This is a genomic window from Actinoplanes sp. CA-142083, from assembly GCF_050942195.1.
GTDB lineage: Bacteria > Actinomycetota > Actinomycetes > Mycobacteriales > Micromonosporaceae > Actinoplanes.
Genome location: NZ_CP192076.1, coordinates 6,242,262 through 6,266,359, shown reverse-complemented (window position 1 = coordinate 6,266,359; position 24,098 = coordinate 6,242,262). Strand labels below are relative to the sequence as shown.

Genomic DNA, 24,098 nt, shown 5'->3' with positions numbered 1-24,098 from the left:
GCCGCGACGGGGCGGCCTTGCCGGCAATCAGGTCCCCGGCTGTGCTGCGCCCAAGTCGGCCGTCCCAGCCGCCCGGCCGTGGGGACGTGCCCCGGGAGGCCTGGGCCAGGTCGGCGAGGCTCAGGCCGCGCCGAAGCCGTAGGGCGTTCAGCGCATGGGCCAGCTCCGCCCTCGTCTCCACCCGTGTCGGATCAGCGTCCCCGGCGGGCGCCGGTGGTGTCCGTCTGCCAGTTTCTCGTGTGGCGTCCCGGACGACCTCCGGGCGGTGTGCGGTGGCCCATCGATCACTGGCGTGCTCCCAGCGCCGCAGCCACTCGTCGACCGGCCCGCCGCACGCCCGCACGTACGCCGCCACCAGCTCCCGGCTGGGAAGACGATCTCCGCGGGTCGCCTCGGACAATACCGAGATCGACCGGTCGGTTCGTTCTGACAGCTGGCTGAGCGTCAGCCCGGCGTCGCGGCGCAGCGCCTGAAGGCCGCCCGCCAGTTCCGCGAGCGGCCCGGCTGGATCGACTCTCCGTGGTGGCCGAGGCACCGTCTCATCGTGCCCGCCGCCTAGGGACCTGCCAAGATGGGCCAGCAAGGTTTTTCGTCCGGTCTAGCCGAAAAACATTCGGCCATCTGCCGCGAGTTCAGCGGAGGAGTGAGCGAAAAATCGGTTCGGCATTCGACACCCACCGGACGGCGGAAGCCGAAATTCAGCGGCCGTCTCGGCCCGCCACCACGTTGCCCGCGGTCCGGGGAAGGGTGAAGGCCTCCACGGCCGGGATCAGCAGCAGCACCGCGAGCAGGACGAACGCGAACCGGTAGGCGCCGTCCCCCTCCGCTCCCACGCCCGCGCCCAGCCGCACCAGCAGGGCGCCGGCCGCCACGCCCAGGCCGCCGCCGAGCTCCTGCAGCGTCGACATCAGGGTGTTCGCGCTGGTCATGCGGGGGCCGGGGACATCGGCGAACGCGACGGTGTTGTAGGTCGTGAAACCGATCGAGCGAAAGATTCCGCTCAGCGTCAGCAAACCCAGCAGCAACACCAGCGGGGTCGACGGGGTCAGGAACGCCATCGCGACCAGGCAGACCGCCGAGGCGAGCACCGAGGCGAGCATCACCGGGCGCATGCCGAAGCGGCGCATCAGCGGGGTCGTGGCGGGCTTGATGCCCACGTTGCCGGCGAACAGGGCGATCACCACCAGGCCGGCGTGCGCGGCGGTCCAGCCGAAGCCGAGCTGGAAGAAGAGCGGCAGCAGGAACGGGATCGCGGTGATCACGGCGCGGAACACCGACCCGCCGAAGGCCGTCACCCGGTAGGTGCGCACGGCCAGGATCCGCAGGTCGACCAGCGGGCCCGGGGCGCGCAGCAGGTGCCGCACGGTCAGGGTCAGCGCCGCCGCGGCCAACGCCAGGGCACTGCTCGCGAGCGCCCACGACGGGTGCCTGGCGGCCACCCCTTCGAGCCCGAAGACCAGGGCCGCTATCCCACATGCGGCCAGCAGGAAACCGCGCACGTCGAGGCGGCCGGGCTCGTCCGCGCGGACGTCCGGCACCAGCCGGCGGGAAAGCAGCAGCGCGACCACGCCCAGCGGAATGTTGATCAGGAAGATCCAGCGCCAGGACGCGTACGTGCTCAGCACGCCACCCAGCGCCGGCGCGATCAGCGGCGCGGCCAGCGCGGGCCAGGTCAGGTACGCGACGGCGCGGACGAGATCGGTCTTCTCGGTGGTGCGGATGACGACCAGCCGGCCGACCGGAACCATCATCGCGCCGCCCACGCCCTGCAGGATCCGGGTGGCGACCAGCATCGGCAGGCTGGTGGCGGCGGCGCAGCCGGCCGAGGCCAGGGTGAAGACCGCCACCGCCAGCATGAAGATCCGGCGGGCGCCGAAGCGGTCGGTGAGCCAGCCGCTGATCGGGATCAGGACGGCCAGGGTCAGCACGTACGCCGTGATCGCGACGTTGACCGTGACCGGCTCGATGTGCAGGTCCGCGGCGATGTGCGGCGCGGCCGGCGCGATCACCGTGGCGTCGAGGATCTCCATGAAGAACGTGCCGGCCACCAGCAGGGCCAGCCAGCGCGCGCCTCTCGTCATACCTAGATCATGAACGATCAGGCGTTCCAGGAGTCGATCGCCGGGGTGCCGTGCTCGAATCCCAGGACGGAAAGGGTCGCGGTGCCGAGCTTGAGCTTGCCGCCGCCGCTCGCCGGCAGGCCGATCCAGCGCGCGCCGGCGACCCGCAGCGAATGTCCGTGCGCGATCAGCGCGACGTCGCCACGGCCGGTGAGGTCGCGGGCGTGCGCGAGCACCCGGTCGATACGCACGGTGATCTGCTCGGGCGTCTCGCCGCCGGGCGCGCCGTCGGTCCACAGCGACCAGCCGGGGTCGGTCTCGTGGATCGTCGCCGAGGTGATGCCCTCGTACTCGCCGTAGTTCCATTCCGCGAGGTCGTCGGTGGTCTCGGTGACCGTGAGGCCGGCCAGCTCGGCGGTGCGCAGGGCCCGCTTGCGCGGGCTGGAGATCACGGCGGCGAACGTACGGCCGGACAGGCGCTCCCCGGCCACGCGGGCCTGGCGGACGCCCTCCTCGGTGAGATCGAGATCGGTGTACGACGTGTGGCGGCCCGCCGCGCTCCACTCCGTCTGCCCGTGCCGGATCAGGACGATCTCACCCATGCCTTCTTTGTACCCCGCCACCCGGGCCGGCGGGCGGTTATGCGGGCCGTGCGCTCCACCACAGCAAGATCGTTGCGCCTGCCCCGTTGCGTACGGGAAGCGCATCTGCTTTTGTCGATCTAATCCGGTCGCCGGGCGGCGTCCGGGAGGCTTCCGTCGGATCGGGGGTCGGCGTGGGCGTTTCGGTGGCGAAGTCGTTCGAGACCGAGGTGGAGAGGGCGTTCCACTTCCTGGTCTCGGAGTACGGCCTGTCGAGGCCGTTCGGCGGGGACTCCGCGGTCTGCTATGCGGGCTCCGGCGTGAGCTATCAGATCCTCTTCGACCCGGCGGCGCGGTCGATCACGACCAGTGTGGCCAAGGACATCGGCGAGGTGCGGCTGACCGCCGACCTCCGGGCGCTGGTGGTGGGCGCGGCGCTGGGCACGCCCGAGAAGGTGCGCTGCGGCGCGCGCACGCTGACCGAGCTGCGCGCGACGGTGCTGGCGCACGCCGGGTACGTGCGGCGCCTGCAGCCCTACCTGACGCCGCTGAACGCGTTGCCGCTGATGCGCGCCGCGCACGCCCGCGCCCAAAGACCACAGTCCTAGCTGCACAAACAGATGATCGACTTCCCGACCATCGGCCATCGGGGAGCGACAGGACGGCGGAACTCCGAGACGCGACCGCCGAGTTAGCTTCGCATGATCATCAGCGGGGCGAATTCGGGGAGGCGACGCGTGGGCCTGCGGAAACTGCCGTGCCGTCGCTGGATCCGGCGATATCCGCGGGCATCTCGTGGGACGGCCATGCTTGCGGCCGTCCGGGCATGGACGCGCGAGCAACCGGTGTCCGAGGCGGACTTGCGCGCCGCCGAGGGTGTGCACGCCGAACTGCGCGCCGCGGCCCTCCTGGAGGACACCACCGACGCCTGAGATCCGGTTGACTGGGCGGATGGTCAGGGACTGGGTTCGATGGCACGAGGACTACGACAACCCGGACTCCTCGCTGAGCCGGCGCCTCGACGTGGTGCGGGAGCATCTGCGCGGCGCCCTGGCCGGGGGAGCGCGGAGTCTGCTCAGCATTTGCGCGGGCGACGGGCGCGACGTGCTGCCGCTTCTGGCGTCACAGCCCGGCGGCCGGTCGGTGCGAGCGTTGCTGATCGAGCTGGACGCCGAGCTCTCGGGCCGCGCCCGCCAGGCGGCGGCCGAGCTCGACCTGCCGCTCGCCGAGGTCCGCACCGCCGACGCCGGCGCGACCGCGACCTACGCCGGTGGGGCCGTGACCGACGCCGGCGTGACTGCGACCTCCGCCCGCGTCGAGCCGGTCGATGTTCTGCTGGCCTGTGGCGTCTTCGGCAACATCCCGGACGCCGACATGCGCCGCACGGTCGCGGCGCTGCCGGCGCTCACCAACCCGGGCGCCACCGTCATCTGGACCCGCGGCCGTGGCGACGGCGGCACGGATCCGAGCGCCGAGGTCCGTGCCCGGTTCCGCGCGGAGGGCTTCACCGAGGTCGCGTTCGTCGCCCCCCACGATGCCCGGTTCCGGGTCGGCGTCGCCCGCCGTTCCGGCGGTGGCCCGGCCGACCTTCCGACCGTGCCCCGCCTTTTCAGTTTCGATTGATGTGACGCGTCAGGACACCACGCCGCGGATGTCGCCCAGGCCCCGGGCCACCAGGAACTCGCCGCCGTCGGACAGGCGGGTCCACGACGAGGAGTCCGCGTCCCACTTGCGCCACAGACGGGCGTCGGTCTGCACCGTCACCCGGGCCGACTCGCCGGGGGCGACCTTCACCGAGGTCCAGCCGACCAGGCGGATCGGCTCGTCCTTCTCGACCGGGCGCAGGTAGACCTGGACCACCTCGCGGCTCGGGCGGCGGCCGACGTTCTTGACGGTGGCCGTCACGGCGGGGGCGTCGCCGGTGACGAGGCGGACGTCGGAGTACTCCCACTTGCCGTAGCCGAGGCCGTGCCCCAGCCAGAACGCGGGCTCGGGCGCCCGGCCGGCGAAGTGGCCCCGGTAGCCGATGAAGGTGCCCTCCGCATAGGGGAGCTTGCCGTCCACCGGGGTCACCGACCAGGCGGGCGCGGCCTCGTCGGCGGCGGGGAAGGTGGTGACCAGGCGGCCCGCCGGCTCGATGTCGCCGAGCAGGGCCGCCGCCACGGCGTGGCCGCCCTCCTGGCCGGGGAGGCCGGCCCACAGCACGGCGTCCACGCGGGACAGCCACGGCATCAGCACCGGGGTGGCGGCGTTGACCACGACCACGGTCCGCCGGGCGGCGCCGGCCACGGCCTCGACCAGGGCGTCCTGGGCGCCGGGCAGGCTCAGCGTGGACTTGTCGACCGACTCGGTCTCCTGCTCCTCGGTCAGGCCGACCACTACGACCGCCACCTCGGCGTCGGCGGCGGCCCGCACGGCGTCGTCGATGACGTCCACCGTCGAGCGTGGGGTGTTGAACGCGATAAGTCCGAAAAGGCCCATGGGCATGGTGAGCGTGACGGTCGCGGTGAAGAGGTCGCCGGCCGCGACGTCGAAGCGGTCGGTGCGCAGGGGAGGGGTGAGGACTTCCTCGCCGAAGCCGTTGCCGCTGGCATGCAAAGAATAGGAGAGATCCGACTCGGTAACGGAGACGGTCCAGTCGCCCACGCCGAGGACGCCCAGCTCTACCGAGCCGGTCACTCCCACGCGGCCGGAGAGGCGGGCGGAGGCGACGGTCCCGGGGAAGTCGTCGTCCATCCCGACCATGGTCTTGGACTGGGGGCAGAAGCGCTCCTCCAGCACGCTGCCGGAAGCGTCCAGCAAGGTCACGCGGACGCCGTCAGCGCCGGTGAGAGGGTCGGTGAGGAAGCCGTCGCGGGCGGGTACGGGCCGGGTGCGCACGTCGACCCCGTCGACGACCGTGACCTGGTCGCCCAGCAGCGCGGTCAGGCCGGTCGCGACCGAGACCTGGTGGGGCGGGTTGACCTGGGCCGAGCCGCCGCCCATGTCGATGGTCTCGACGGCGTGCCGGCCGATCAGGGCCACCCGCGCGGAACGGGCCAGCGGCAGCACGTCGCCCTCGTTGCGCAGGACGGTCATGCCGGTGGCGGCGAGGCGGGTCAGTTGCTTACGCCGTACGGGAGAATCGGGCAGCGGAAGCGACGACGGCCAGGAACGCTCGCCGCCCAGCGCGCCCGCTCGCTGCGCCAGCAGCAGAAGTCTTTCCAGGTGGTCGTCGATGACGGACTCGTCGACCAGGCCGGCCCGGACGTCGGCGACCAGGGCATCGCCCCACGGGCCCTCGGGGCCGGGCATGACCAGGTCGAGCCCGCCGTTCGCCGCGGGGGCCGCCGACTTGGTGGCGAACCAGTCGGACATGACCAGGCCGGAATAGCCCCACGCGTCCTTCACGATCTCGTTGATGACGTGGTGCTGCTCGGTCGCGGGGACGCCGTTGACGGTGTTGTAGGCGCCCATGATGGACCACGCCTCGGCGGCGATCTCGAACGGCAGCAGGTAGAGCTCGCGCAGCGTGGCCTCGTCGACGACGCTGTCGACCGTGTTGCGGTCGGTCTCGGACTCGTTGGCGACCAGATGCTTGAGGCAGGCGGCGATCCCGTTGTCCTGCATGCCGCGCACGTAGGCGGCGGCGAGCTTGCCGGTGAGCAGGGGATCCTCGGAGTACGCCTCGAACAGGCGCCCGCCCAGCGCGGTCCGGTGCAGGTTGATGGTGGGGCCGAGCACGACGTGGATCTCCTGCGCCATGGCCTCCTCGGCGAGCAGCACGCCGACCTCGCGCAGGACACGCTCGTCCCAGCTGGAGGCGAGCAGCGTCGCGTTGGGGAACAATGACACGACCCGGCCGCCGGAGAACTTGAGGCCGCGCACGCCGGTCGGGCCGTCGGAGAAGCGGAGCTCGCCCAGGCCGATCTCGGGCGCGGGGTGCAGGGTGAAGGCGGAGGCGCCGGTGAGCAGCCGCACCTTGGCGGGCAGATCCAGCGACTTGACGAGGGAGGCGAGGTCGGTGGTCATGGCAACATGGTTACACGTGTAAGTAAGGTTGTCACCATGACCGATCGCAACCGTCGCCGCGTCACGAGCGCGGACGTCGCGCGGCTGGCCGGCGTCTCCCGGGCGACGGTCAGCTACGTGCTCAACGAGACGCCCGGGCAGACCATCTCGGCCGACACCCGCGGGCGCGTGCTCGACGCCGCCGCCCGCCTGGGTTACGCGCCCAGCGCCGCCGCCCGCACGCTGCGCACCGGCCGCTCCGAGGTCGTGCTCTGCCTGCTGCCGGACTGGCCGATCGGGCCCGAGGTGGGCTCGATGCTGGGCAACCTGTCCACGGCCCTCGCGCGGCACGGGCTCACGCTGGTGGCGCACCCGGGCAACCGCGAGGACAGGCCGATCACCGAGATCTGGAAGGCGATCACCCCGGCCGCGGTGATCGCGTTCGCCGACTTCTCCGAGGGGGAGATCGCGGCGATGCACGCGGCCGGGGTGGCGCTGGTGGTGGCGCTCTTCGGCCGGGGGCCGCAGCGCGGGCGGCGCGAGCTCGAGGTGCCGCAGCAGCTGGTGGGGCGCCGTCAGGCCGCGCATCTCGCGGCCACCGGGCACGAGCGGATCGGCTATGCCTACCCCGACGACGAGCGGCTGCGGATCTTCGCCGAACCCCGGCTCGCCGGTGTGCGCGACGAGCTTCAGGAGCGGGAACTGCATGGTCCGGCGATCGAGACGGTCGCGCTCGACCCCCAAAGAGCAGCAGATTCCGTACGCCGATGGCACGCGGCCCGCGTCACCGGGGTGTGCGCCTACAACGACGAGGTCGCGTTGGCCGTGCTCGCCGGCGTACGGAATCTGGGTCTTGAAGCCCCCGCGGACCTCGCGGTGATCGGCGTCGACGACATCCCCTCGGCGCGGCTGGCCGCGCCCGCGCTGACCACCGTGACCACCGACCAGGTCGCGATGGCCTCCTACCTGTCGGCGACCGTGGTCGCCGCCATCTCCGGCAAGCCCGGCCCGGACGTGCCGACCTCCGCCCTGATCCAGCTCGTGCGCCGGGAGAGCGCCTAGATCATCGGCGTACATGAAACGCACAGGCACGGCACATGGGTGGCTCAGGCTGCGGGCGAATGGTGAAGGGGAACCGGAAACCACGTCAGCTCAGGAGGACGCGCCATGCTTGTGCAGCTCAACCGCAACAATGGTGCCCGCGACTTCAGCGCCACCGCGACCGCCCTGCCGCTGAATCCGGCGATGCTGCCCGCGAGCACCGGCCCCCGCCCGGTCGTGGCGGTGCTCGGCCCGCGCGGACGGGTGGCCGGTCTCGAGCACCACCTGCCGTCCGGGTGGTCCGTGCGCTACGCCCGCGACCTCGACGACGTCAGCGCCGACGAGCTGCTGCTGTTCTCCGGCCCGGCGGTGCGCGACATCGCGCTGGCCCGGCGCCTGCTGCCGTCGCGCACCCAGCTCGTGGCGCTGGTCGACGACACCGCCCCGGCCGAGACCGTGGCGGCGGTGCTGACCGCGGGGGCCGACGCCTGCGTACGCGGCGGCCAGCCGGCGATCCTGGCCAGCCACCTCGTCGCGTGCCGCCGCCGCCAGCTCGCCGGCCGCTGGGCGCGGCTCAACGAGCAGGGCCGCGTCTAGCCCGGCTCGGACTCGTGCCCGGCCGGGTGGCTGCGCAGCAGGCCCGCATAGGCCCGCTCGGCGGTGATGTCGCCGGTGACCACCCGGTGGATCGTCCGGGTGATGGGCATGGCCAGCCCGTGCTGGTCGGCCAGCCGGACGGCGGCGTGCACGGTCTTGACCCCCTCGGCGACCTGCCCCATCTCGGCGAGGATGTCGTCCAGGCTGCGCCCGCGGCCGAGCTGCTCGCCGACGTGCCGGTTGCGGCTGTGCGGGCTGATGCACGTGGCCACGAGGTCACCCATCCCGGCCAGCCCGGCGAGCGTGCCCGGCTCGCCGCCCATCGCGACCGCGAGCGTGGTGAGCTCGGCCAGCCCGCGGGAGATCACCCCGGCCCGGGTGTTGTCGCCGACACCCAGGCCCTGGGCGATCCCGGTGGCGATGGCCACGACGTTCTTCATCGCCGCGCCGACCTCGCAGCCGATCACGTCGTGGTTGGTGTAGACGCGCAGCACGCCCCGGCGGAACACCCGCTGGATCTCGGCGGCGACGGTGAGATCCTCGGTGGCGATCACCGTGGCCGCCGCCATGCCCGCCATGATCTCCTTGGCGATGTTGGGGCCGGTGAGCGCGGCCGCCGGGTGGCCCGGCAGCACCTCCTTGATCACTTCGGTCATCCGCGACAGCGAATCGCGCTCCAGACCCTTGCTGAGGCTCACCACCGGGATCCACGGGTGCAGGTCCGGCCGGACGCGCTCGAGGGTGTCGCGGAACGCCCCGGTCGGCACGCCGACCACGAGCAGCTCGGCGTGGGCGGCCGCCTCGGCGAGATCGGCGGTGGCCCGCAGCCGGTCCGGCAGCGGGAAGCCCTCGAGATAGCGCTCGTTGGTGTGCTTGGCGTTGATCTCGTCGGCGGTGGCCGGGTTGCGCGCCCAGATCAGCGGCTCGTGATCCCGTCGGGTGAGGACGGACGCGACAGTGGTGCCCCACGAACCCGCGCCCAGCACCGTGATCCGCATGGTTCCCCTCTCCCTTGCCGTGACCTGGCTCACTCAATTACGGTCACGCCAGACTCTAAGGGGTAGGGGCTTCCCAACCATGATCGAGCATCTGCGCGCCGTCCTTCGCATGCACCAGATCGGCATCGTCAACCTGCTGCGTCCCCGCCGCCTGCTCCGGGCGGCCGCCGGCAACGCCCGGCTCGGCCCGCAGGCCGCCCTGATCATGAAGGCGGCCGCCGAGCATCCGGACGCCCCGGCGGTGACCGACGAACGCGGCACCCTGACCTACCGGGATCTCGACGAGCAGTCGAACGCCCTGGCCCACGGCCTGAAGGCGCTCGGCCTGCCGGACCGGTCGGTGGTCGGGGTGCTGGCCCGCGACCACCGCGGCCTGTTGCTGGCGATCAGCGGCACCGCCCGGGCCACGCTGCGCCTGGCGCTGATGAACACCGGCCTGTCCCGGCAGCAGCTCGCCGAGGTGGTGGCCCGGGAGAAGGTTCGGGTGGTGCTGTACGACAGCGAGTTCGCCGAGGTTGCCGACGGCCTGCCGGACGACATTCCCCGGTATCTCACCTGGGGATCCGCCGCCGACCCGCCCATCTCCTCCGCCGCGACGTCGATCGACGACCTGATCGCGGCGCACCCGGTCACGCCGTTGCCCCTGCCCGACCGGCCGGGCGGGTTCATCATCCTGACCAGCGGCACCACCGGGCTGCCCAAGGGCGCGCCGCGCACCAAGGTGTCGCCGCTGGCCAGCGTCCTGATCGCGGACCGCATCCCGTTCCCGCGCCAGGGTGCGGCGGTGTTCGCGTCGCCGCTGTTCCACAGCACCGGCTTCGGCGCCTGGACGGTCGGCCTGTCGCTGGCCAACCACGCCGTGCTGCTGCGCCGCTTCGACGCTGAGAGCATCCTCCGGGCGATCGCCGACCATCGGGCGCAGATGCTGGTCGCGGTGCCCACCATGCTCACCCGGATCCTCGCCCTCGGTCCCGAGATCATCGGCAAGTACGACACCTCGTCGCTGACGACCGTCTTCGTTGCCGGGTCCGCCCTCGCGCCCGAGCTGACGAGCCGGTTCCACGACGTGTTCGGCGAGGTGATCTACAACGTGTACGGCTCGACCGAGGTCGCCGTCGCGTCGGTGGCCCAGCCGGCCGAGTCGCGCCGGGCGCCCGGGACGGTCGGCAAGCCGCCGGTCACCGTGCACGTCGCCCTCTTCGACGAGAACGACCGCCGGGTGACCGGGGCCGGGAACCACGGGCGGGTGTTCGTGCGGACCGGCATTCCGTTCGAGGGCTACACCGACGGGCAGCGCAAGCAGATCATCGACGGGTACATGGCCACCGGCGACCTCGGGCACTTCGACGGCGAGGGCCTGCTCTTCATCGACGGCCGTGACGACGACATGGTGATCTCCGGCGGGGAGAACGTCTACCCGGTGGTGGTGGAGAACCTGCTCGCCGAGCGCGAGGACGTGGTCGAGGCGGCGGTGATCGGGGTGGACGACGCGGACTTCGGTAAGCGGTTGCGCGCCTTCGTGGTCCCGACCGACGCTTCCGATCGCGACCCCCAAGCGATCAAGGACTACGTGAAGGGGCGGCTGGCCCGCTACCAGGTGCCGCGGGACGTGGTGTTCCTGGACGCGCTGCCGCGCAACGCCACCGGCAAGGTGGTGCGGCGCGAGCTGCCGACGGACTGACTCTCGTCAGCCGCCCTGGCAGCGGTAGGCGACCTGGGTTCCTGCCTGGAGCGGCGACGGCTCGACGATGTTGACGGTGGCGGTCTCGGTGGTGGTGCCGACGCCGCTGAACGTCCACTTGAGGGTGAGCAGGGCGGTGCGCTGGCCGCGGCCGACCTGCTCGGTCAGCACGGCACCGGGCGCGGCGCCCGTGCGGATCCACTGGTAGCGGATGACGCCGCTGCGGCCGTTGGTGCGAACGGTGGCGACCACGTCGACGGTGACGTCGCAGCGATTTCCGGCGGGGCGGGGCACGGAGACCGTGGCGCTCTCCACCTCGAGGGGCCGGAGCCGCTGCCACAGGTAGAGGCCGACGACCACGAGCAGGGCGAGGGTCAGCAGGCTGGAGAGCACGGAGACCAGGCGGCGCCAGGGGCTCCGGGGGCGCTTGGCCGGGCCGGGCCACGCGGGGGCGGCCGGCACGGGCACGGGCACGCCCGGGCCGAAACGCACCTCGTTGTGGGCACGCACGGTCGGCGCGTCCGGCATGCCCGCGCGGAGCGCCGTCGGGTCGGGCCTGCCTGCGCGCATCGTCGGCGCGTCGGGCATGCCCGCGCGGAACGTCGGCGGGTCGGGTGTGCTTGCGCGGAACGTCGGCGCGTCCGGGGCGCCCGCGTGCATGGTCGGGGTAACCGGCGCGATGTGCTGGTTCGGATTCGGTCCGGGCTGGTGGGCGGGCCGGCCGGCCGGGCCGAAGCTGACGGTCTTGTCCGCGCCACCGACGTGCGCGGTCGTGTCCGGGCCGCCCAGGTGCACGGTGGGGGCCGGGCGGTTGATGGTCGCCCACGGGTCGGCGGGTGGCGGCAGCTCGCGATCGTCGACGGGTTCGCCAGGCACGGCGTGCTCCTAACCGGGGGTGCAGTAGTTCGCGAGGGAGACGTAGGTCGGTGACGCCGATTTGGCCGAGTTGCCGGCGGCGTCGGTGGCGACGACGGAGATCGGGATGCGGGTGGACGACTTCTGCATCGGCAGCGGGCCCAGCGTGCCCTGGAAGGTGCCCTTCCCGCTCATCGCGACGGTCGAGGTGGTGCCGCCCAGGGTGTAGGTGAAACTGACCTTCAGCGCGGCCGGGCCGCTGCGGTCGTCGCTGACGGTGGCCGAGATGGTGCTCGTGCGGGCGCCGTACTTGCAGCCGTCCGGCTCCAGGGACGCGGGGCTCGCGCTGACGGCGCCGACCGTGGGGGCGGTGGTGTCCGGCGGAGCGGTGCTCGTCGACGTCGACGGGGAAGGGGTGGGCTTGGTGGTGGGGGGCGGCGCGCCGGTGGGCGTCGTGGTCGTGGCTGGGCCGGTCGTGGCGCCGGGGCCGGCCGGATCGGCCGGGTCCGCGGGATCGGCCGGGTCGGTCGTCGCGGCCGGGTCGGTCGTTGCGGCCGGAGCCGCCGGGTCCGACGAGGCCGCGGTCGTCGACGAGGCAGCCGGATCCGCCGGGGGCGCCGCGCCGGACGACCCGCCCGCGGGGGGATCGGTGGGGGCCGGGGTCGACTGGCCGCCCGCGAAGGCGGCGTGCTCGTCCGCGGCGGCGAAGCGGTATCCGACACCGCCGATCAGCACGGCCGCCACGAGCGCGCCGCTGACCAGCATCGTGCGCCTGCGGCCGAGACGGAAGACGCCGGAGCGGCCCGGCGTGGTGGCGCCGGAAGTGCCGCCGAGCGCCGTCGAGGCGAGGCTGGTGGCGCCCGAGGTGCCGTCGGGGAACGGCCACAGCGCGGCGAGCAGGGCGGCCCGGCGCGCCAGGTCGCGCAGCCCGTGGTCCTCCCACTCCGGGCCGTACGCCTCGCCGGCCACCTGCTCGAGCATGTCGAGGAAGGCGAGGGCGTGCTGGGGCCGGTCGGCGGGCCGCTTGGCCATGCCCTGCCGGATCAGCTCGTGCACCGGCTCCGGGGTGGCGTCGGTTGGGATGGGCGCGTTGGCGTGCTGCTCGTGCAGGGCGAACAGGTTCGCTCCGTCGTACGGTGGCTTGCCCGTCAGGCACTCGTAGAAGGTGGCGGTGGCCGCGTAGATGTCGCACGCCGGTGTCACCGGCGCGCCCGTCCACTGCTCCGGCGCCATGTAGCGGGGCGTGCCGGAGACGATGGTGTCGGCGCCGCCCTGGCCGGCCGGCACGGCGATGCCGAAGTCCGCGAGCTTGCTCTGACCCTCGCCGGTGACCAGCACGTTCTCCGGCTTGTAGTCGCGGTGCACGACGCCGTGGGCGTGCGCGGCGCCCAGCCCGGCGAGGGAGCCTTTCAGGACCACCAGCGCCGACTCGGGGGTGGTCGCGCCGTGCGCGCGCAGCATCTGCCGCAGCGACACGCCGTTGACCAGCTCCATCACGATCGCGGCGCCGTCGGCGGACTCGATGTACTCGTACAGCCGGCAGACGTGCGGGTCGTCGATCTCGCCGAGCAGCCGCGCTTCCTCCCGGAAGTCGGCGCGGAACGAAGCGTCGTCGCCGAGCTCGCGTACGAGATATTTGATCGCGACCGGAGTGCCGGTGGCGTCGTGGGTGGCGAGCTCGACAGTGCCCGACGTGCCGGAGCCGAGCTGACGAACAGGCGTGTAGCCGGACGGCTTCCAACCGTTCATGCGAAGCGCTCCACGGTCCGGGGGCGGATGTCTGCCCCCGCCGCGCCGACCATTGTGGCGGTGGCGCGCCAGCCGGGCATCCGCGCAACGGCCGCTCTCGATGACCGGATGGATGACCGTCCATTCCGCGAGCATGTAACCTATCCGGCCTCAGCTATGTGTTGTCCTGTGCGGCCTTGATGGCGTCAGCGCGGATCGTCGATTGCGGGAGCCATGATTCAGCGACGCAAGGTCATCATCGGGACACTGAGCGCTGCCGCCGCAGTGGCGACCGTCGGTGGTTCCGCGCCGGGCTCGGCAAACGCGGAAACCCCTGCGGCGGGCCCCGCGAAACTCGAGGAGAAGGCCAGCCTGCCGCTCCCGATCCGGCTGGCCGTGACCCCGGCCGGCGGCGCGACCGGGGTGTCCCCGACGAGCCCGGTCGTGGTCACCGTCGAGAACGGTGAACTGCGGGAGGTCGCGGTCACCGCGGGCGCGACGAAGGTCGGCGGCGCGCTGCAGGCCGACGGGACCTGGCGCTCCACCGGCGATCTGCAGTACGGCAAGACGTACAAGGTGGTCGCGACCGCCACCGACGGCACGGTGCAGGTCTCCAGCTTCGCCACGGTGAAGCCGCAGCGCGTGGTCGGGGCGACCTTCCGGGCCAATTCCAACTACTCCCTCAAAAAGGGCAACGCGTACGGCGCCGGCCAGCCGGTGATCATCGCGTTCGAGCGCGCCGTCAACAAGGCGGCCGCCGAGAAGGCCATCGAGATCACGACGTCGCCGGCCGTCGAGGGCAAGTTCTACTGGGCGGACGGCCGGACCGTGCACTGGCGGCCGGCGAAGTACTGGGCCGGCGGCACGTCGATCGCGGTGAAGGTCAACCTCTTCGGCGTGAAGCTCGGCAACGGCGTCTACGGCGAGAAGAACGCGTCGACCCACTTCACCATCGGACGGCAGCTGATCGCCATCTGCGACAACAAGACGCACCTGACGAAGGTCTACATCAACGGCAAACTCGTCCGCACGATGAAGTCGAGCCTCGGCAAGGGTGGCTCGACCACCGGCGCGAACGGCCAGCACATCAGCTACTGGACGACCGGCGGCCCGCACGTCGTGCTGTCGAAGGAGCGCGTGCACAGCATGAGCTCGGCCAGCTACGGCATCACCGACCCGGAGGACCCGAACTACTACGGCGCCGAGGACATCGAGTACTGCACCCGCATCACGTACTCCGGGGAGTTCCTGCACGCCGCCCCGTGGAACCATTCGCTCGGCCGGGCAAACCTCTCGCACGGCTGCGTCAACCTGAGCGTCTCCGACGCCAAGTGGGTCTACGAGAACTTCCTGATCGGCGACATCGTCGACGTCCGCAACAGCCCGCGAAAACTGCAGATCTGGAACGGCCTGGGCGATTGGACAGTCTCGTTCGACAAGTACGGCCACTGACCGCGCGCCGGAAAATGGCGCGACAAACTGTCGTCCGGACAATGAGACTCTCCGGGTGATTGTCGCCGCCGTCCTCCGCCAGGTGCGGCCCCCGTCGCCGCTGGCCGGACGGCTCTCTGCCCAGTCGCTGCTGTTCGCCCTGGGCGAGGGCGCCTTCATGACCGGCTCGGCCGTCTTCTTCACCCAGATCGTCGGGTTGTCCGCCGCCCAGGTCGGTCTCGGCCTGACCTGCGCCGGGATCGCCGCGTTCCTGGCCGCGCTGCCGATGGGCAAGCTGGTCGACCGCTTCGGCCCGAAGAGGATGTGGGCCGTCAGCGCGGCCGGGCAGGCGGCCATGTTCGCGCTGTGGCCGTTCATCACCGACTTCCGCGGCTACGTCGTCATGGCCATCGGCATGGAGGTCATCGGCGCCCTCGGCGAAGCCGCGCACGGCGCGTACACGATCGATGTCCTGCCGCCCGGCGAGCGGGTGAAGTCACGGGCCTACATGTACTCCGCGCTCAACGCCGGCTTCACCCTCGGCTCCCTCGCCGGCGGCATCGCGCTGGCGTTCCACTCCAACGCGGTCCTGCACGCGCTGCCGTGGTTCACCGCCGCGGTCTTCCTGGTCAACGCCACCGCCATCGGCCGGTTGCCGCGGGCGGGCCACGACAACCGCACCGCCGCGGAACGCAAGGCGAAGATCCCCGGGCCGGGGCCGCTGCGCAACCCCGGCTGGCTGCTCACCAACTTCTTCGACGGGGTGTTCTGGACCAACCAGGTGCTGCTCAACGTCGTGATCCCGTTGTGGCTGGTGGAGGAGACCGACGCGCCGCGGGTGCTGCTCGCCTTCCTGTTCGGCACCAACACGGTGATGTGCATCTTCCTGCCGATGGTGGCGGCCCGCGGAGTCGTCGGTATCTCCACCGCGCTGCGGGCGGTGCGGGTGTCGTCGACCTTCTTCGTGATCTCCTGCCTGATCACGCTGGTCACGCACGACACCTCCGGCTGGGTCACGATCGCCCTGGTCTGGCTGGGGCACGTCACCGTGACCGGGGCCGAGCTCTACCTCTCGGCCGCCAACTGGACGTTCGAGGCCGAGCTGATGGACCCGCGCCAGCGCGGCGCCTACCAGGGGGCCGCCAACCTGACCGGCACCCTCGGCAAGGTGTGGGCGCCGGCGGTGTACACGTTCCTCGCGATGAACTGGGGCGCCGCCGGCTGGCTGGTGATCGCCGGCATCGTCGTGGTGGCCACCATCGCGGTGCACCCGTCGACCCGGCTGGCGCGGCGGTTCCTCGAGACGCACGTTCCGCCCGACGTGCTGAACGACGCCCGCGCCTCCAGCCCCGAGCCGGTCGACGTCGCGACGGCCCGGGATTGACGATCGACGAAGGGAACCCGACTGTGCTGACCATTCGTCCCGCCCGCCCCGCCGAGCTGCCCGCGCTGATGACCCATCCCGGCGACGACGAGCGGAACGCGGCGACCGCTGCCTACCTGTCCGGCCTGCTGGAGAGCGGCTGTACCCGGCCCGAGTGGTGCCTGGTCGCCGAACGCGACGGTCACCTGGCCGGCAACGTGGTGCTGTGGACGATGCCCGGCCGCACCGTGCCGATGGACATCGTGCTGCTGGAGCCCGGCGACCCGGAGACCGGCGAGGCGCTGCTGGCGTACGCCGCCGAGCGGGCCCGCGAGCTGGGCGCGCAGACCCAGGGGCATGTCCTGGACACCCCGGCCCTGGCTCCGCAGTTCCAGCGGGGTCCGCAACTGCGCGAAACGCTGCTCGCCGACGCCGGGTTCACCGTCGCCCGCGACGGCTGCCGGTTCCTGTGGACCGCGGGCGACCCGATGCCGGTGCAGGACGAGCGGCTGCACTGGCGATCGCTGGCCGACCTGGGTGAGACGCCGTTCGTGGAGTTGCTCGCCGACACCTTCACCGACACCAAGGACGCGATCTTCCAGGCCGAGATCGCCGAGCACGGCCTGCGCGGCGCGGCCGAGCGCAACGTCGCCGAGATGCTCGAGATCGACCACCAGACCGGCTGGTACGAGATCGGCTACGACGCGTCGGACAGGCCGGTGGCGATCAGCATGCCGGCGCGGACTCCCACCTCGGCGGTGATCGGCCTGGTCGCCGTCGCGAGGATCGGCCGCGGTCAGGGCTACGCCACCAGCGTGGTCGCCCGGGGCACCCGGGTGCTGCTCGACGCCGGCGCCGCCGAGATCCGCGGCGACTGCGACGCCGCCAACATCGGCATGTTCAAGGCGTTCCGGCGCGCGGGCTACCGCAACTTCGCCAACCGGAAGATGTTCACCCGCCCGCTCTGAGCCCGTTGCCGGGGTGTCCGGGCAGCGCGGTCGCAAGACGACGGAGGCGCTCAGCGATACGGCGCTCTCGCCCCGAGCAAGTGCGCGCGGCCTGACCGGCGGACCCGAATCAGGCACCAACGCCGGTGAGCAGAGCCGACCGTGCTACGCCCCGGGTTCACCCCGCGGCCGCGACAGGGACGCCTCGCGCGACCACCGCGCCGTGGGGTCTGGGGGTCGCCCCCAGGTTGGTACAGGCCGGGCCGCTCGCGGCGCGCCGGGGGGAGGTCCACGTCGCGAGCGGCCCGGAGGGGGACCGTGCCGCCGCTGCTGCTACGGGGGATGCGGTAGCGACGGCACGGAGAATCTGTCAGGCGGTGGGGGTGGCGCTCGCCTGGGGCTGCTGGAGGACCCGGCAGGTCTCCAGGGCCTTCTTGACCGTGGCGTCGTTGGTGTCGAGGTTGCCGCCGGTCGCGGTGACGCCGTGGTCCTTCAGGCAGTTCTGGAAGGCGGCGTTCTGGCCGTTGCCGCCGCGGTTGCCGGCGCCGAAGGACGGGCGGACCGAGGCGCAGGCCTCCTGGGCCTTCTGCCACGTGGCGTCGTCGACGCCCTCGGGCTTCTGGAAGCCGCCGCCGCCGGGGAAACCGCCGCCGGTGCCGCGGCTGCCGCTCGGGCGGGGCATGCCGGACGGGCGCTCGCCCTGGGGGAAACCCTCGCCGGGCGCGCCGGAAGCGCCGTTGCGGGGGCCGCGGGACGGCATGGTGATCGTCACGCCGTTCTTGGCGAGGCATTCCGTGTACGCGGCGAACGCGTTGTTGCCGCCGCCGTTGCCGTTGCCGCCGCCGTTCTGGCCGCCGCCCGACGAGTCGGAGCTGTTGCCGCCGCATGCCGCTACCAGCAGCACGGCTGCGGAGGCGACGAACAGCGCTGCCGCGCGGGACCTGACTGTGCGCACGATGCCTTCTTTCCTCAAGGGCTCGGTCGTCGACCCACCCAAGCGGGGCAACCTGCGGAGAACGTCGGGGGATCCTCAGAGTTCGCTCGGAGCGGCTGTGCCGGAGCTGTGCGCGTGATCTTCGCTCCTAGGTAACTCCGAGGTGGGACCGAGCGGACGGCGAGATCGGTTCGGAACACTTCCGGCCCATGGGTGAAGCTCTGGCCGGTCGTCGGCGCTGGATCTGGGTCGCCGCGGCTGTCGTCGTGCTCGCGCTGATCGTGTACGGGGTGGTGCACGCGCTGAGCGCGGACGCCACCGAGAAACCGAAGGCGATCGCCACCGTGGCGGTCGACAAGGGCGCGGTGACCACCGAGGTGGCGACCACCGGCACGGTGCAGCCGGCGCAGACGCGCAGTCTGTCGTTCGCGGTCAAGGGCACGGTGGAGAGCGTGTCGGTGCGGGCCGGGAGCACGGTGACCGCGGGCCAGGCCCTGGCCAAGGTCGACGACACGGACGCCGCCGAAGCCGTCTCGGACGCCCAGGACTCGCTCGACGACGCCGAGGACGCGCTGGCCGAGGCGCGCGACAACGCCTCCAAGACGTCCGCGACGACCAGCGCTTGCGGCTCCAACGTCGCGGCGGCGTACACGTCATCGTCACCCACCGCGTCGCCGTCGCCCAGCGTGACGGTCTCGCCCAGCGCAACCGCCACTGCCTCGCCGTCGGCGACGTCCACCAGGACCACGTCTCCCACGAAGACCACGGCGCCCGCCTCCACCGGCGGCACGAGGGGCGGCACGACCGGCGGCGGCACGGGATCTTGTGGATCTTCCGGAAGCTCGGGACAACAGGGCGGCCAGGGCCAGAGCGGCGACGCGATCCTCAGCGCGCAGCAGCGGGTCACGCAGGCCAACACGACGCTGGCCGAGGCCGAGGAGGCCCTCGAAGGCGCGACGATCACGGCGCCGATCGCCGGGCGGATCATCAGCGTCAGCGGCAAGGTGGGCAGCCAGGTCAGCGCCGGCTCGGCGTTCATCACCCTCGCCGACGTGTACGACATGCAGATCAGCGCCGACTTCCCGGAGGCCGACGCCGACCGGCTCGCGGTCAAGCAGGCCGGCGTGGTCACCCTCGCCGATCGGGCGGGCACCGACTTCAAGGCGACCGTGGTGCAGGTCGACCCGACCGGCACCAGCGACGGCACGATGGTCCGCTACGGCGTGCTGCTGTCGTTCGTCGACGCCCCCGAGGACCTGCTCGTCGGGCAGAGCGCCAACGTGAAGGTGACGACCGGCTCGAAGGCGGACGTGCTGCGGGTGCCGAGCACGGCGGTGCACGACGTGCACGGCGACAGCGGCACCGTGCTCAAGGACGGCGCCCAGGTGAAGGTGGGGGTCGGCCTGCGCGGCGACCAGTACACCGAGATCACGTCGGGGGTCGCGGAGGGTGACCAGGTGGCCCGATCCTGGTGACGCTGCGATACAGCGGGCTCTCCCGGAATTCATAGGGAATTCAAAGGTCGCGTTGATATCCCTTTCGAGTGCTATCTGATTCGCGTTCCTCCGTAGCGCTCGGCGAGCCGCCGGCGCGGGCCGCAAGGGTCCTGGTCGTCGACGACGAGCCGAACATCTCCGCCCTGCTCAGCGCCACGCTCCGGCTGGTCGAGTTCGAGGTGCGGGTGGTCGACTCGGGGCACCGGGCCCTGGTCGCGGTCGAGGAGTTCGAGCCTGACCTGGTCGTGCTCGACGTGATGCTTCCCGACCTGGACGGCTTCGACGTGGCCAAGCGGCTGCGGGCGACCGGCAGCCGGGTGCCGGTGCTGTTCCTGACCGCCCGCGACGCCGTGGAGGACCGCATCTCGGGCCTGTCGGCCGGCGCGGACGACTACGTGACCAAGCCGTTCAGCCTCGAGGAGGTCGTGCTGCGGATCCGGGCGATCCTGCGGCGCAGCCAGCCCGAGCTCGAGGCGGCCCCGGCCGACACCGGGGTGCTGCGCTACGCCGACCTGGAGCTGGACGAGGACGCGCACGAGGTGCGCCGGGCCGGGCGGCTGATCGACCTGTCGCCGACCGAGTTCAACCTGCTGCGCTACCTGCTGATCAACGCGGGCCGGGTGGTCAGCAAGGCGCAGATCCTCGACCGGGTCTGGAAGTACGACTTCGGCGGCGACGGGCGCATCGTCGAGTCGTACGTCTACTACCTCCGCCGCAAGATCGACAAGACCGACCCGCCGCTGATCCACACCGTCCGCGGCGTCGGCTACGCGCTGCGGCTGCCGCGCGGCGGCGAGGAGTGAGGCTGCGGCCGCGCAGATGGAGCCACTGGACGCTGCGGGCTCGACTGGTGCTCGTGGTCGGCGCGCTCTCCGCGGTCGCCCTGATCGTCGCCAACATCGCCGGCCTCGTGCTGATCCGGGGCTATCTGCTCGGCCGCATCGACGACCAGCTGCGGGGGATGAGCCGCCCGTTCGCGGACCGGCCGAACGTCACGCCTTACATTCCGCGTAATCGTCTCCTACATCTTGGCCCCGACCAGGTCATGTACGTCTACAAAACGGACGGCACGCTCGACCCGGCGCGCAGCTCGTCCACCGATGCCACCCGGCCGGCGGTGGAACAGTTCGCCGAGGTGAAGGCCCGGGCCGACAACGGGCAGCCGTACACGATCGCCGCGTCCGACGGCAGCGCCGACTGGCGGGTGATCGCCGTGCCCGATCCGCTGACCGGCGGTGTCGCGGTCGTCGGCCTCTCCCTCAGCGAGGTGCGGCAGACCACCGACCAGCTGCTGCTCATCGACGCCGGCGTCTCGCTGCTGGTGCTGGGGTTGCTGACCGGGGGAGCGTGGTTCGTGGTGCGGCTCGGGCTGCGGCCGCTCACCGACATGGAGAAGCTGGCCACCGACATCTCGGCCGGCAGCCTCTCCGGCCGGGTGTCCGATACCGATCCGCACACGGAGCCGGGCAAGCTGGGCCTCGCGCTCAACTCGATGCTCACCCGCATCGAGGCCGAGGTCGACGCGCGTACGGCCAGCGAGCGCCGGCTGCGGCAGTTCGTCGCCGACGCGTCGCACGAGCTGCGCACCCCGCTCACCTCGATCCGCGGCTTCGCCGAGCTGTACCGCCGCGGCGGCGCCCGGCCCGGCCCCGAGTTGGACGAGACGATGAGCCGCATCGAGGGCGAGGCCGGCCGGATGGGCGTGCTCGTCGAGGACCTGCTCATGCTGGCCCGCCTCGACCAGGAACGGCCGCCCGCGCTGCGCCCGGTCGACCTGCTCGAGATCGCCGCCGACACCATCCGCGACGCGCACGCCCGGGTCCCGGGCCGGCCGGTCAAGCTGGCCGGGCTCGAGGACGACGACGACACGTTCGAGCCGGCCACCGTGCTCGGCGACGAGCACGGCCTGCGGCAGGTCGCGACCAACCTGGTCTCCAACGCCCTGCAGCACACGCCCGGCCGGGCCCAGGTCACGGTCCGGGTCGGGCGGTTGCCGGCGCGGCCGCCGCGGCCGACCACCGTGCTGTCCGGGCCGGCCACGGTCCTTCCCGGCCTGCCCCTCGCCGTCTTCGAGGTCACCGACGACGGGCCCGGCGTGCCGCCCTCGCACGCGCCGCGGGTCTTCGAGCGGCTGTACCGCGCCGACTCCAGCCGCACCCGCGGCAAGGGCGGCGGATCGGGGCTCGGGCTGTCCATCGTCGCCGCGATCGTTCATGGTCACGGAGGGTGGGTCGAGCTGGACGCGCCACGCGGCGGAGGCGCGACTTTCCGGGTGCTGCTGCCCACTTCCGGTGACACGCCGTGAGATTCCGAGCTGGCTCCGAGGTTCCGACGAAGATCCTCCCAGGCCGCCCCACCACAGTGTCGGCATGCCAGCGCGCCTTAACCTGCGACGTCCCACGGTGGCGGTCAACGCCGCCCTCGCCGTCGCCCTCGCCGCCGGGGGTTTCTGGGCTTACCGGACCCTGTCAGGATCGGACACCCCCACGGCCGCCAACGCCTCGGCGCGCACGGTTGCGGTCCAGCAGGGCACGGTCACCAAGACCGTGACCGCGGACGGGACCGTCGAGAGCGCCACCACGGCGAGCGCGAGCTTCGTGACCGGCGGGACGGTCACCGCGATCAACGTCAAGGTCGGCTCGGTCGTCAAGAAGGGCCAGGTGCTCGCGAAGGTCGACCCGGCCGACGCGCAGCGCGGCCTGGACGCCGCCGAGGCCGACCTGGACGCCGCGAACGACTCGCTGGACCGGGCCGAGGACGCCGGCTCCGACACGTCCAGCGCCGAGAACGAGGTCGAGCAGGCCAAGCTCGCGGTCGACGAGGCCGAGGCCGCCGTCGACGGCTGCGTGCTCACGGCGCCGATGGCCGGCACGGTCACCGCGGTCAACGGCACGCTCGGCAGCTCGTCCTCGGGCACCGGAAGCTCCTCGTCCTCGAGCAGTGGCGGCAGCCAGGGCGGGGGGAGCCAGGGCGGCGGCTCGACGACATCCTCCTCGTCGTCGTCGAGCTCGTCGTCCGGCTTCGTCGAGATCGAGGACCTGACCAAGCTGCAGGTCAGCGCCGCGTTCGCCGAGGCCGACGCGACCAAGCTCAAGGAGAAGCAGGCCGGCGAGGTCACCTGGAACGCGCTGTCCGGCACCACCGCCACAGCCAAAGTCACCGCGATCGACCCGTCGGCGACCACGTCCAACAACGTCGTCACGTACGGGGTGACGCTCAGCATCGACAAGGTGCCGACCGGCGCCAAGGTCGGCCAGACCGTGTCGGTCGCGGTCACCACCGGCAGCGTCGAGAACGCCACCTATGTCAACTCGGCGGCGCTCACCACGGTCGGCAGCCGGCACTCGGTCACCGTGGTCACCAACGGTCAGACCGAGGTGCGGCAGGTCGAGATCGGCCTCCAGGGCGACGCCGCCACCCAGATCACCTCCGGTGTCGAGGCCGGCGAGATGGTGCAGCTCAAGACCACCTCCACCTCGACCGGCTCCGGCAACCAGCTGCCCGGCGGCGGCGCCTTCCCCGGCGGGGGCGGCAACTTCGGCGGCGGCGGGAACTTCGGTGGCGGCGGCACCCGCACCGGCGGCGGGACCGGTGGCCGATGAGCCGGCCGGTCCTCGAGGTCCGCGACCTCAAGAAGATCTACGGCGAGGGCGAGGCGACCGTGCACGCGCTGGCCGGGGTGTCGCTCACCGTCCACCGCGGCGACTACGTGGCCATCATGGGATCGTCCGGCTCCGGCAAGTCCACGCTGATGAACATCCTCGGCGCGCTCGACGTGCCGACCCACGGGACGTACCACCTGGACGGCGTCGACGTGAGCAAGCTCGCCGACCGGCAGCTGGCACTCGCCCGCAACCGGCTCATCGGCTTCATCTTCCAGGCGTTCAACCTCATTCCCCGTACGTCCGCGGTGGCCAACGTGGAGCTGCCGCTCGCGTACGCCGGAGTGAAGCCCAAGGAACGACGGCGCCGCGCCCTCGCGGCGCTCGACGTGGTCGGCCTCGCCGACCGCGCCAAACACGAGCCCAACCAGCTCTCCGGCGGGCAGCAGCAGCGCGTGGCGGTGGCCCGCGCGCTGGTCACCGAGCCGGCGCTGCTGCTCGCCGACGAGCCCACCGGAAACCTGGACAGCCGCTCCACCGAGGACGTGCTCGACGTCTTCGACCAGCTCAGCACCGCCGGCCGCACCATCGTGATCATCACGCACGAGCCCGAGGTCGGCGCCCGGGCCAAGCGGCTGATCCGGCTGGTCGACGGCCGGATCGTCGAGGACAACCGGCAGTCGCCGATCCACATGCCGCCCGTGGGCGCCTTCGCAGGACGGCACGCCATATGACCGAGCGAAGCGAGGGCATCATCAGGCTCAGCTATTCACTCATGCCGGCACAGAGCGAAG

Annotated in this window: 21 protein-coding genes and 1 pseudogene; 14 read left to right on the top strand and 8 right to left on the bottom strand. The window is 72.2% G+C overall.

Features of this window, described 5'->3' with window-relative positions; translation table 11 throughout:
- Window positions 1-4: 4 nt before the first annotated feature.
- From ACQPZX_RS28750 to ACQPZX_RS28740, 3 genes and pseudogenes are all read right to left on the bottom strand, one after another.
- A pseudogene (locus ACQPZX_RS28750) lies at window positions 5-535 on the bottom strand (helix-turn-helix domain-containing protein); the annotation flags it as partial.
- Window positions 536-698: 163 nt separating this feature from the next.
- The gene (locus tag ACQPZX_RS28745; RefSeq protein ID WP_433361573.1) at window positions 699-2,081 is read right to left on the bottom strand and encodes an MFS transporter; all 1,383 of its coding nucleotides are present in this window, start codon (window positions 2,079-2,081) and stop codon (window positions 699-701) included.
- Between the two features lie 17 nt (window positions 2,082-2,098).
- Entirely contained in the window at window positions 2,099-2,662 is a 564-nt protein-coding gene (locus ACQPZX_RS28740; RefSeq protein WP_433361570.1) for a histidine phosphatase family protein, read from the bottom strand.
- A 173-nt stretch (window positions 2,663-2,835) separates the two neighbouring features.
- Between ACQPZX_RS28740 and ACQPZX_RS28735 the strand changes: the two genes are divergently transcribed.
- The 3 genes from ACQPZX_RS28735 to ACQPZX_RS28725 all read left to right on the top strand — a co-directional run bounded on the left by ACQPZX_RS28735 (window position 2,836) and on the right by ACQPZX_RS28725 (window position 4,264).
- Entirely contained in the window at window positions 2,836-3,249 is a 414-nt protein-coding gene (locus ACQPZX_RS28735; RefSeq protein WP_433361568.1) for a hypothetical protein, read from the top strand.
- A gap of 129 nt (window positions 3,250-3,378) precedes the next feature.
- Window positions 3,379-3,573, top strand: coding sequence for a hypothetical protein (locus ACQPZX_RS28730; protein WP_433361566.1), 195 nt, complete (start codon window positions 3,379-3,381; stop codon window positions 3,571-3,573).
- A gap of 19 nt (window positions 3,574-3,592) precedes the next feature.
- Window positions 3,593-4,264: an SAM-dependent methyltransferase gene (locus tag ACQPZX_RS28725; protein WP_433361563.1), complete on the top strand. Its 672-nt coding sequence runs from the start codon at window positions 3,593-3,595 to the stop codon at window positions 4,262-4,264.
- A 9-nt stretch (window positions 4,265-4,273) separates the two neighbouring features.
- Here the strand turns inward: ACQPZX_RS28725 and ACQPZX_RS28720 are convergent, their stop codons facing one another.
- Window positions 4,274-6,652: a beta-glucosidase family protein gene (locus ACQPZX_RS28720; protein ID WP_433361560.1), complete on the bottom strand. Its 2,379-nt coding sequence runs from the start codon at window positions 6,650-6,652 to the stop codon at window positions 4,274-4,276.
- 36 nt (window positions 6,653-6,688) lie between these two features.
- Between ACQPZX_RS28720 and ACQPZX_RS28715 the strand changes: the two genes are divergently transcribed.
- Window positions 6,689-7,693 (top strand): LacI family DNA-binding transcriptional regulator, encoded by a 1,005-nt coding sequence (locus ACQPZX_RS28715; protein WP_433361557.1) that lies wholly within the window; start codon window positions 6,689-6,691, stop codon window positions 7,691-7,693.
- A 105-nt stretch (window positions 7,694-7,798) separates the two neighbouring features.
- Complete coding sequence (locus tag ACQPZX_RS28710) at window positions 7,799-8,269, top strand: hypothetical protein (RefSeq protein WP_433361556.1); 471 nt, start codon at window positions 7,799-7,801, stop codon at window positions 8,267-8,269.
- Here ACQPZX_RS28710 and ACQPZX_RS28705 read toward each other — a convergent pair.
- Window positions 8,266-9,267: an NAD(P)H-dependent glycerol-3-phosphate dehydrogenase gene (locus ACQPZX_RS28705; protein ID WP_433361553.1), complete on the bottom strand. Its 1,002-nt coding sequence runs from the start codon at window positions 9,265-9,267 to the stop codon at window positions 8,266-8,268. The two genes, ACQPZX_RS28710 and ACQPZX_RS28705, sit on opposite strands and share 4 nt — an antisense overlap.
- A 79-nt stretch (window positions 9,268-9,346) precedes the next feature.
- Between ACQPZX_RS28705 and ACQPZX_RS28700 the strand changes: the two genes are divergently transcribed.
- Window positions 9,347-10,948: an acyl-CoA synthetase gene (locus ACQPZX_RS28700; RefSeq protein ID WP_433361551.1), complete on the top strand. Its 1,602-nt coding sequence runs from the start codon at window positions 9,347-9,349 to the stop codon at window positions 10,946-10,948.
- A 6-nt stretch (window positions 10,949-10,954) separates the two neighbouring features.
- On the opposite strand, the gene ACQPZX_RS28695 is transcribed toward ACQPZX_RS28700, so the two are convergent.
- Both ACQPZX_RS28695 and ACQPZX_RS28690 read right to left on the bottom strand, forming a co-directional pair.
- Window positions 10,955-11,824: a hypothetical protein gene (locus ACQPZX_RS28695; RefSeq protein ID WP_433361548.1), complete on the bottom strand. Its 870-nt coding sequence runs from the start codon at window positions 11,822-11,824 to the stop codon at window positions 10,955-10,957.
- A gap of 9 nt (window positions 11,825-11,833) precedes the next feature.
- A complete protein-coding gene (locus tag ACQPZX_RS28690) occupies window positions 11,834-13,552 on the bottom strand; it encodes a serine/threonine-protein kinase (protein WP_433361545.1) in 1,719 nt (572 codons plus the stop codon).
- Between the two features lie 213 nt (window positions 13,553-13,765).
- Between ACQPZX_RS28690 and ACQPZX_RS28685 the strand changes: the two genes are divergently transcribed.
- From ACQPZX_RS28685 to ACQPZX_RS28675, 3 genes are read left to right on the top strand one after another with little or no spacing between them, the layout of a single operon-like run.
- On the top strand, window positions 13,766-14,983 hold the full coding sequence (locus ACQPZX_RS28685) for an Ig-like domain-containing protein (RefSeq protein WP_433361542.1): 1,218 nt from the start codon (window positions 13,766-13,768) through the stop codon (window positions 14,981-14,983).
- A 55-nt stretch (window positions 14,984-15,038) separates the two neighbouring features.
- Entirely contained in the window at window positions 15,039-16,346 is a 1,308-nt protein-coding gene (locus ACQPZX_RS28680; RefSeq protein WP_433361540.1) for an MFS transporter, read from the top strand.
- Window positions 16,347-16,369: 23 nt separating this feature from the next.
- Window positions 16,370-17,293, top strand: a complete 924-nt coding sequence (locus tag ACQPZX_RS28675; protein ID WP_433361538.1) for a mycothiol acetyltransferase — start codon at window positions 16,370-16,372, stop codon at window positions 17,291-17,293.
- Between the two features lie 349 nt (window positions 17,294-17,642).
- On the opposite strand, the gene ACQPZX_RS28670 is transcribed toward ACQPZX_RS28675, so the two are convergent.
- Window positions 17,643-18,227: a hypothetical protein gene (locus ACQPZX_RS28670; protein ID WP_433361536.1), complete on the bottom strand. Its 585-nt coding sequence runs from the start codon at window positions 18,225-18,227 to the stop codon at window positions 17,643-17,645.
- Between the two features lie 188 nt (window positions 18,228-18,415).
- Between ACQPZX_RS28670 and ACQPZX_RS28665 the strand changes: the two genes are divergently transcribed.
- The 5 genes from ACQPZX_RS28665 (at window position 18,416) to ACQPZX_RS28645 (ending at window position 24,038) form a co-directional block, all read left to right on the top strand.
- On the top strand, window positions 18,416-19,681 hold the full coding sequence (locus ACQPZX_RS28665; protein WP_433361534.1) for an efflux RND transporter periplasmic adaptor subunit: 1,266 nt from the start codon (window positions 18,416-18,418) through the stop codon (window positions 19,679-19,681).
- Window positions 19,682-19,749: 68 nt separating this feature from the next.
- Complete coding sequence (locus ACQPZX_RS28660; RefSeq protein WP_433361532.1) at window positions 19,750-20,505, top strand: response regulator transcription factor; 756 nt, start codon at window positions 19,750-19,752, stop codon at window positions 20,503-20,505.
- A 47-nt stretch (window positions 20,506-20,552) separates the two neighbouring features.
- Entirely contained in the window at window positions 20,553-22,007 is a 1,455-nt protein-coding gene (locus tag ACQPZX_RS28655) for an ATP-binding protein (RefSeq protein WP_433361530.1), read from the top strand.
- A gap of 64 nt (window positions 22,008-22,071) precedes the next feature.
- Entirely contained in the window at window positions 22,072-23,304 is a 1,233-nt protein-coding gene (locus ACQPZX_RS28650; RefSeq protein ID WP_433361527.1) for an efflux RND transporter periplasmic adaptor subunit, read from the top strand.
- Window positions 23,301-24,038, top strand: coding sequence for an ABC transporter ATP-binding protein (locus ACQPZX_RS28645; protein WP_433361524.1), 738 nt, complete (start codon window positions 23,301-23,303; stop codon window positions 24,036-24,038). Before ACQPZX_RS28650 ends, ACQPZX_RS28645 begins: the two co-directional genes overlap by 4 nt.
- Window positions 24,039-24,098 lie beyond the last annotated feature (60 nt).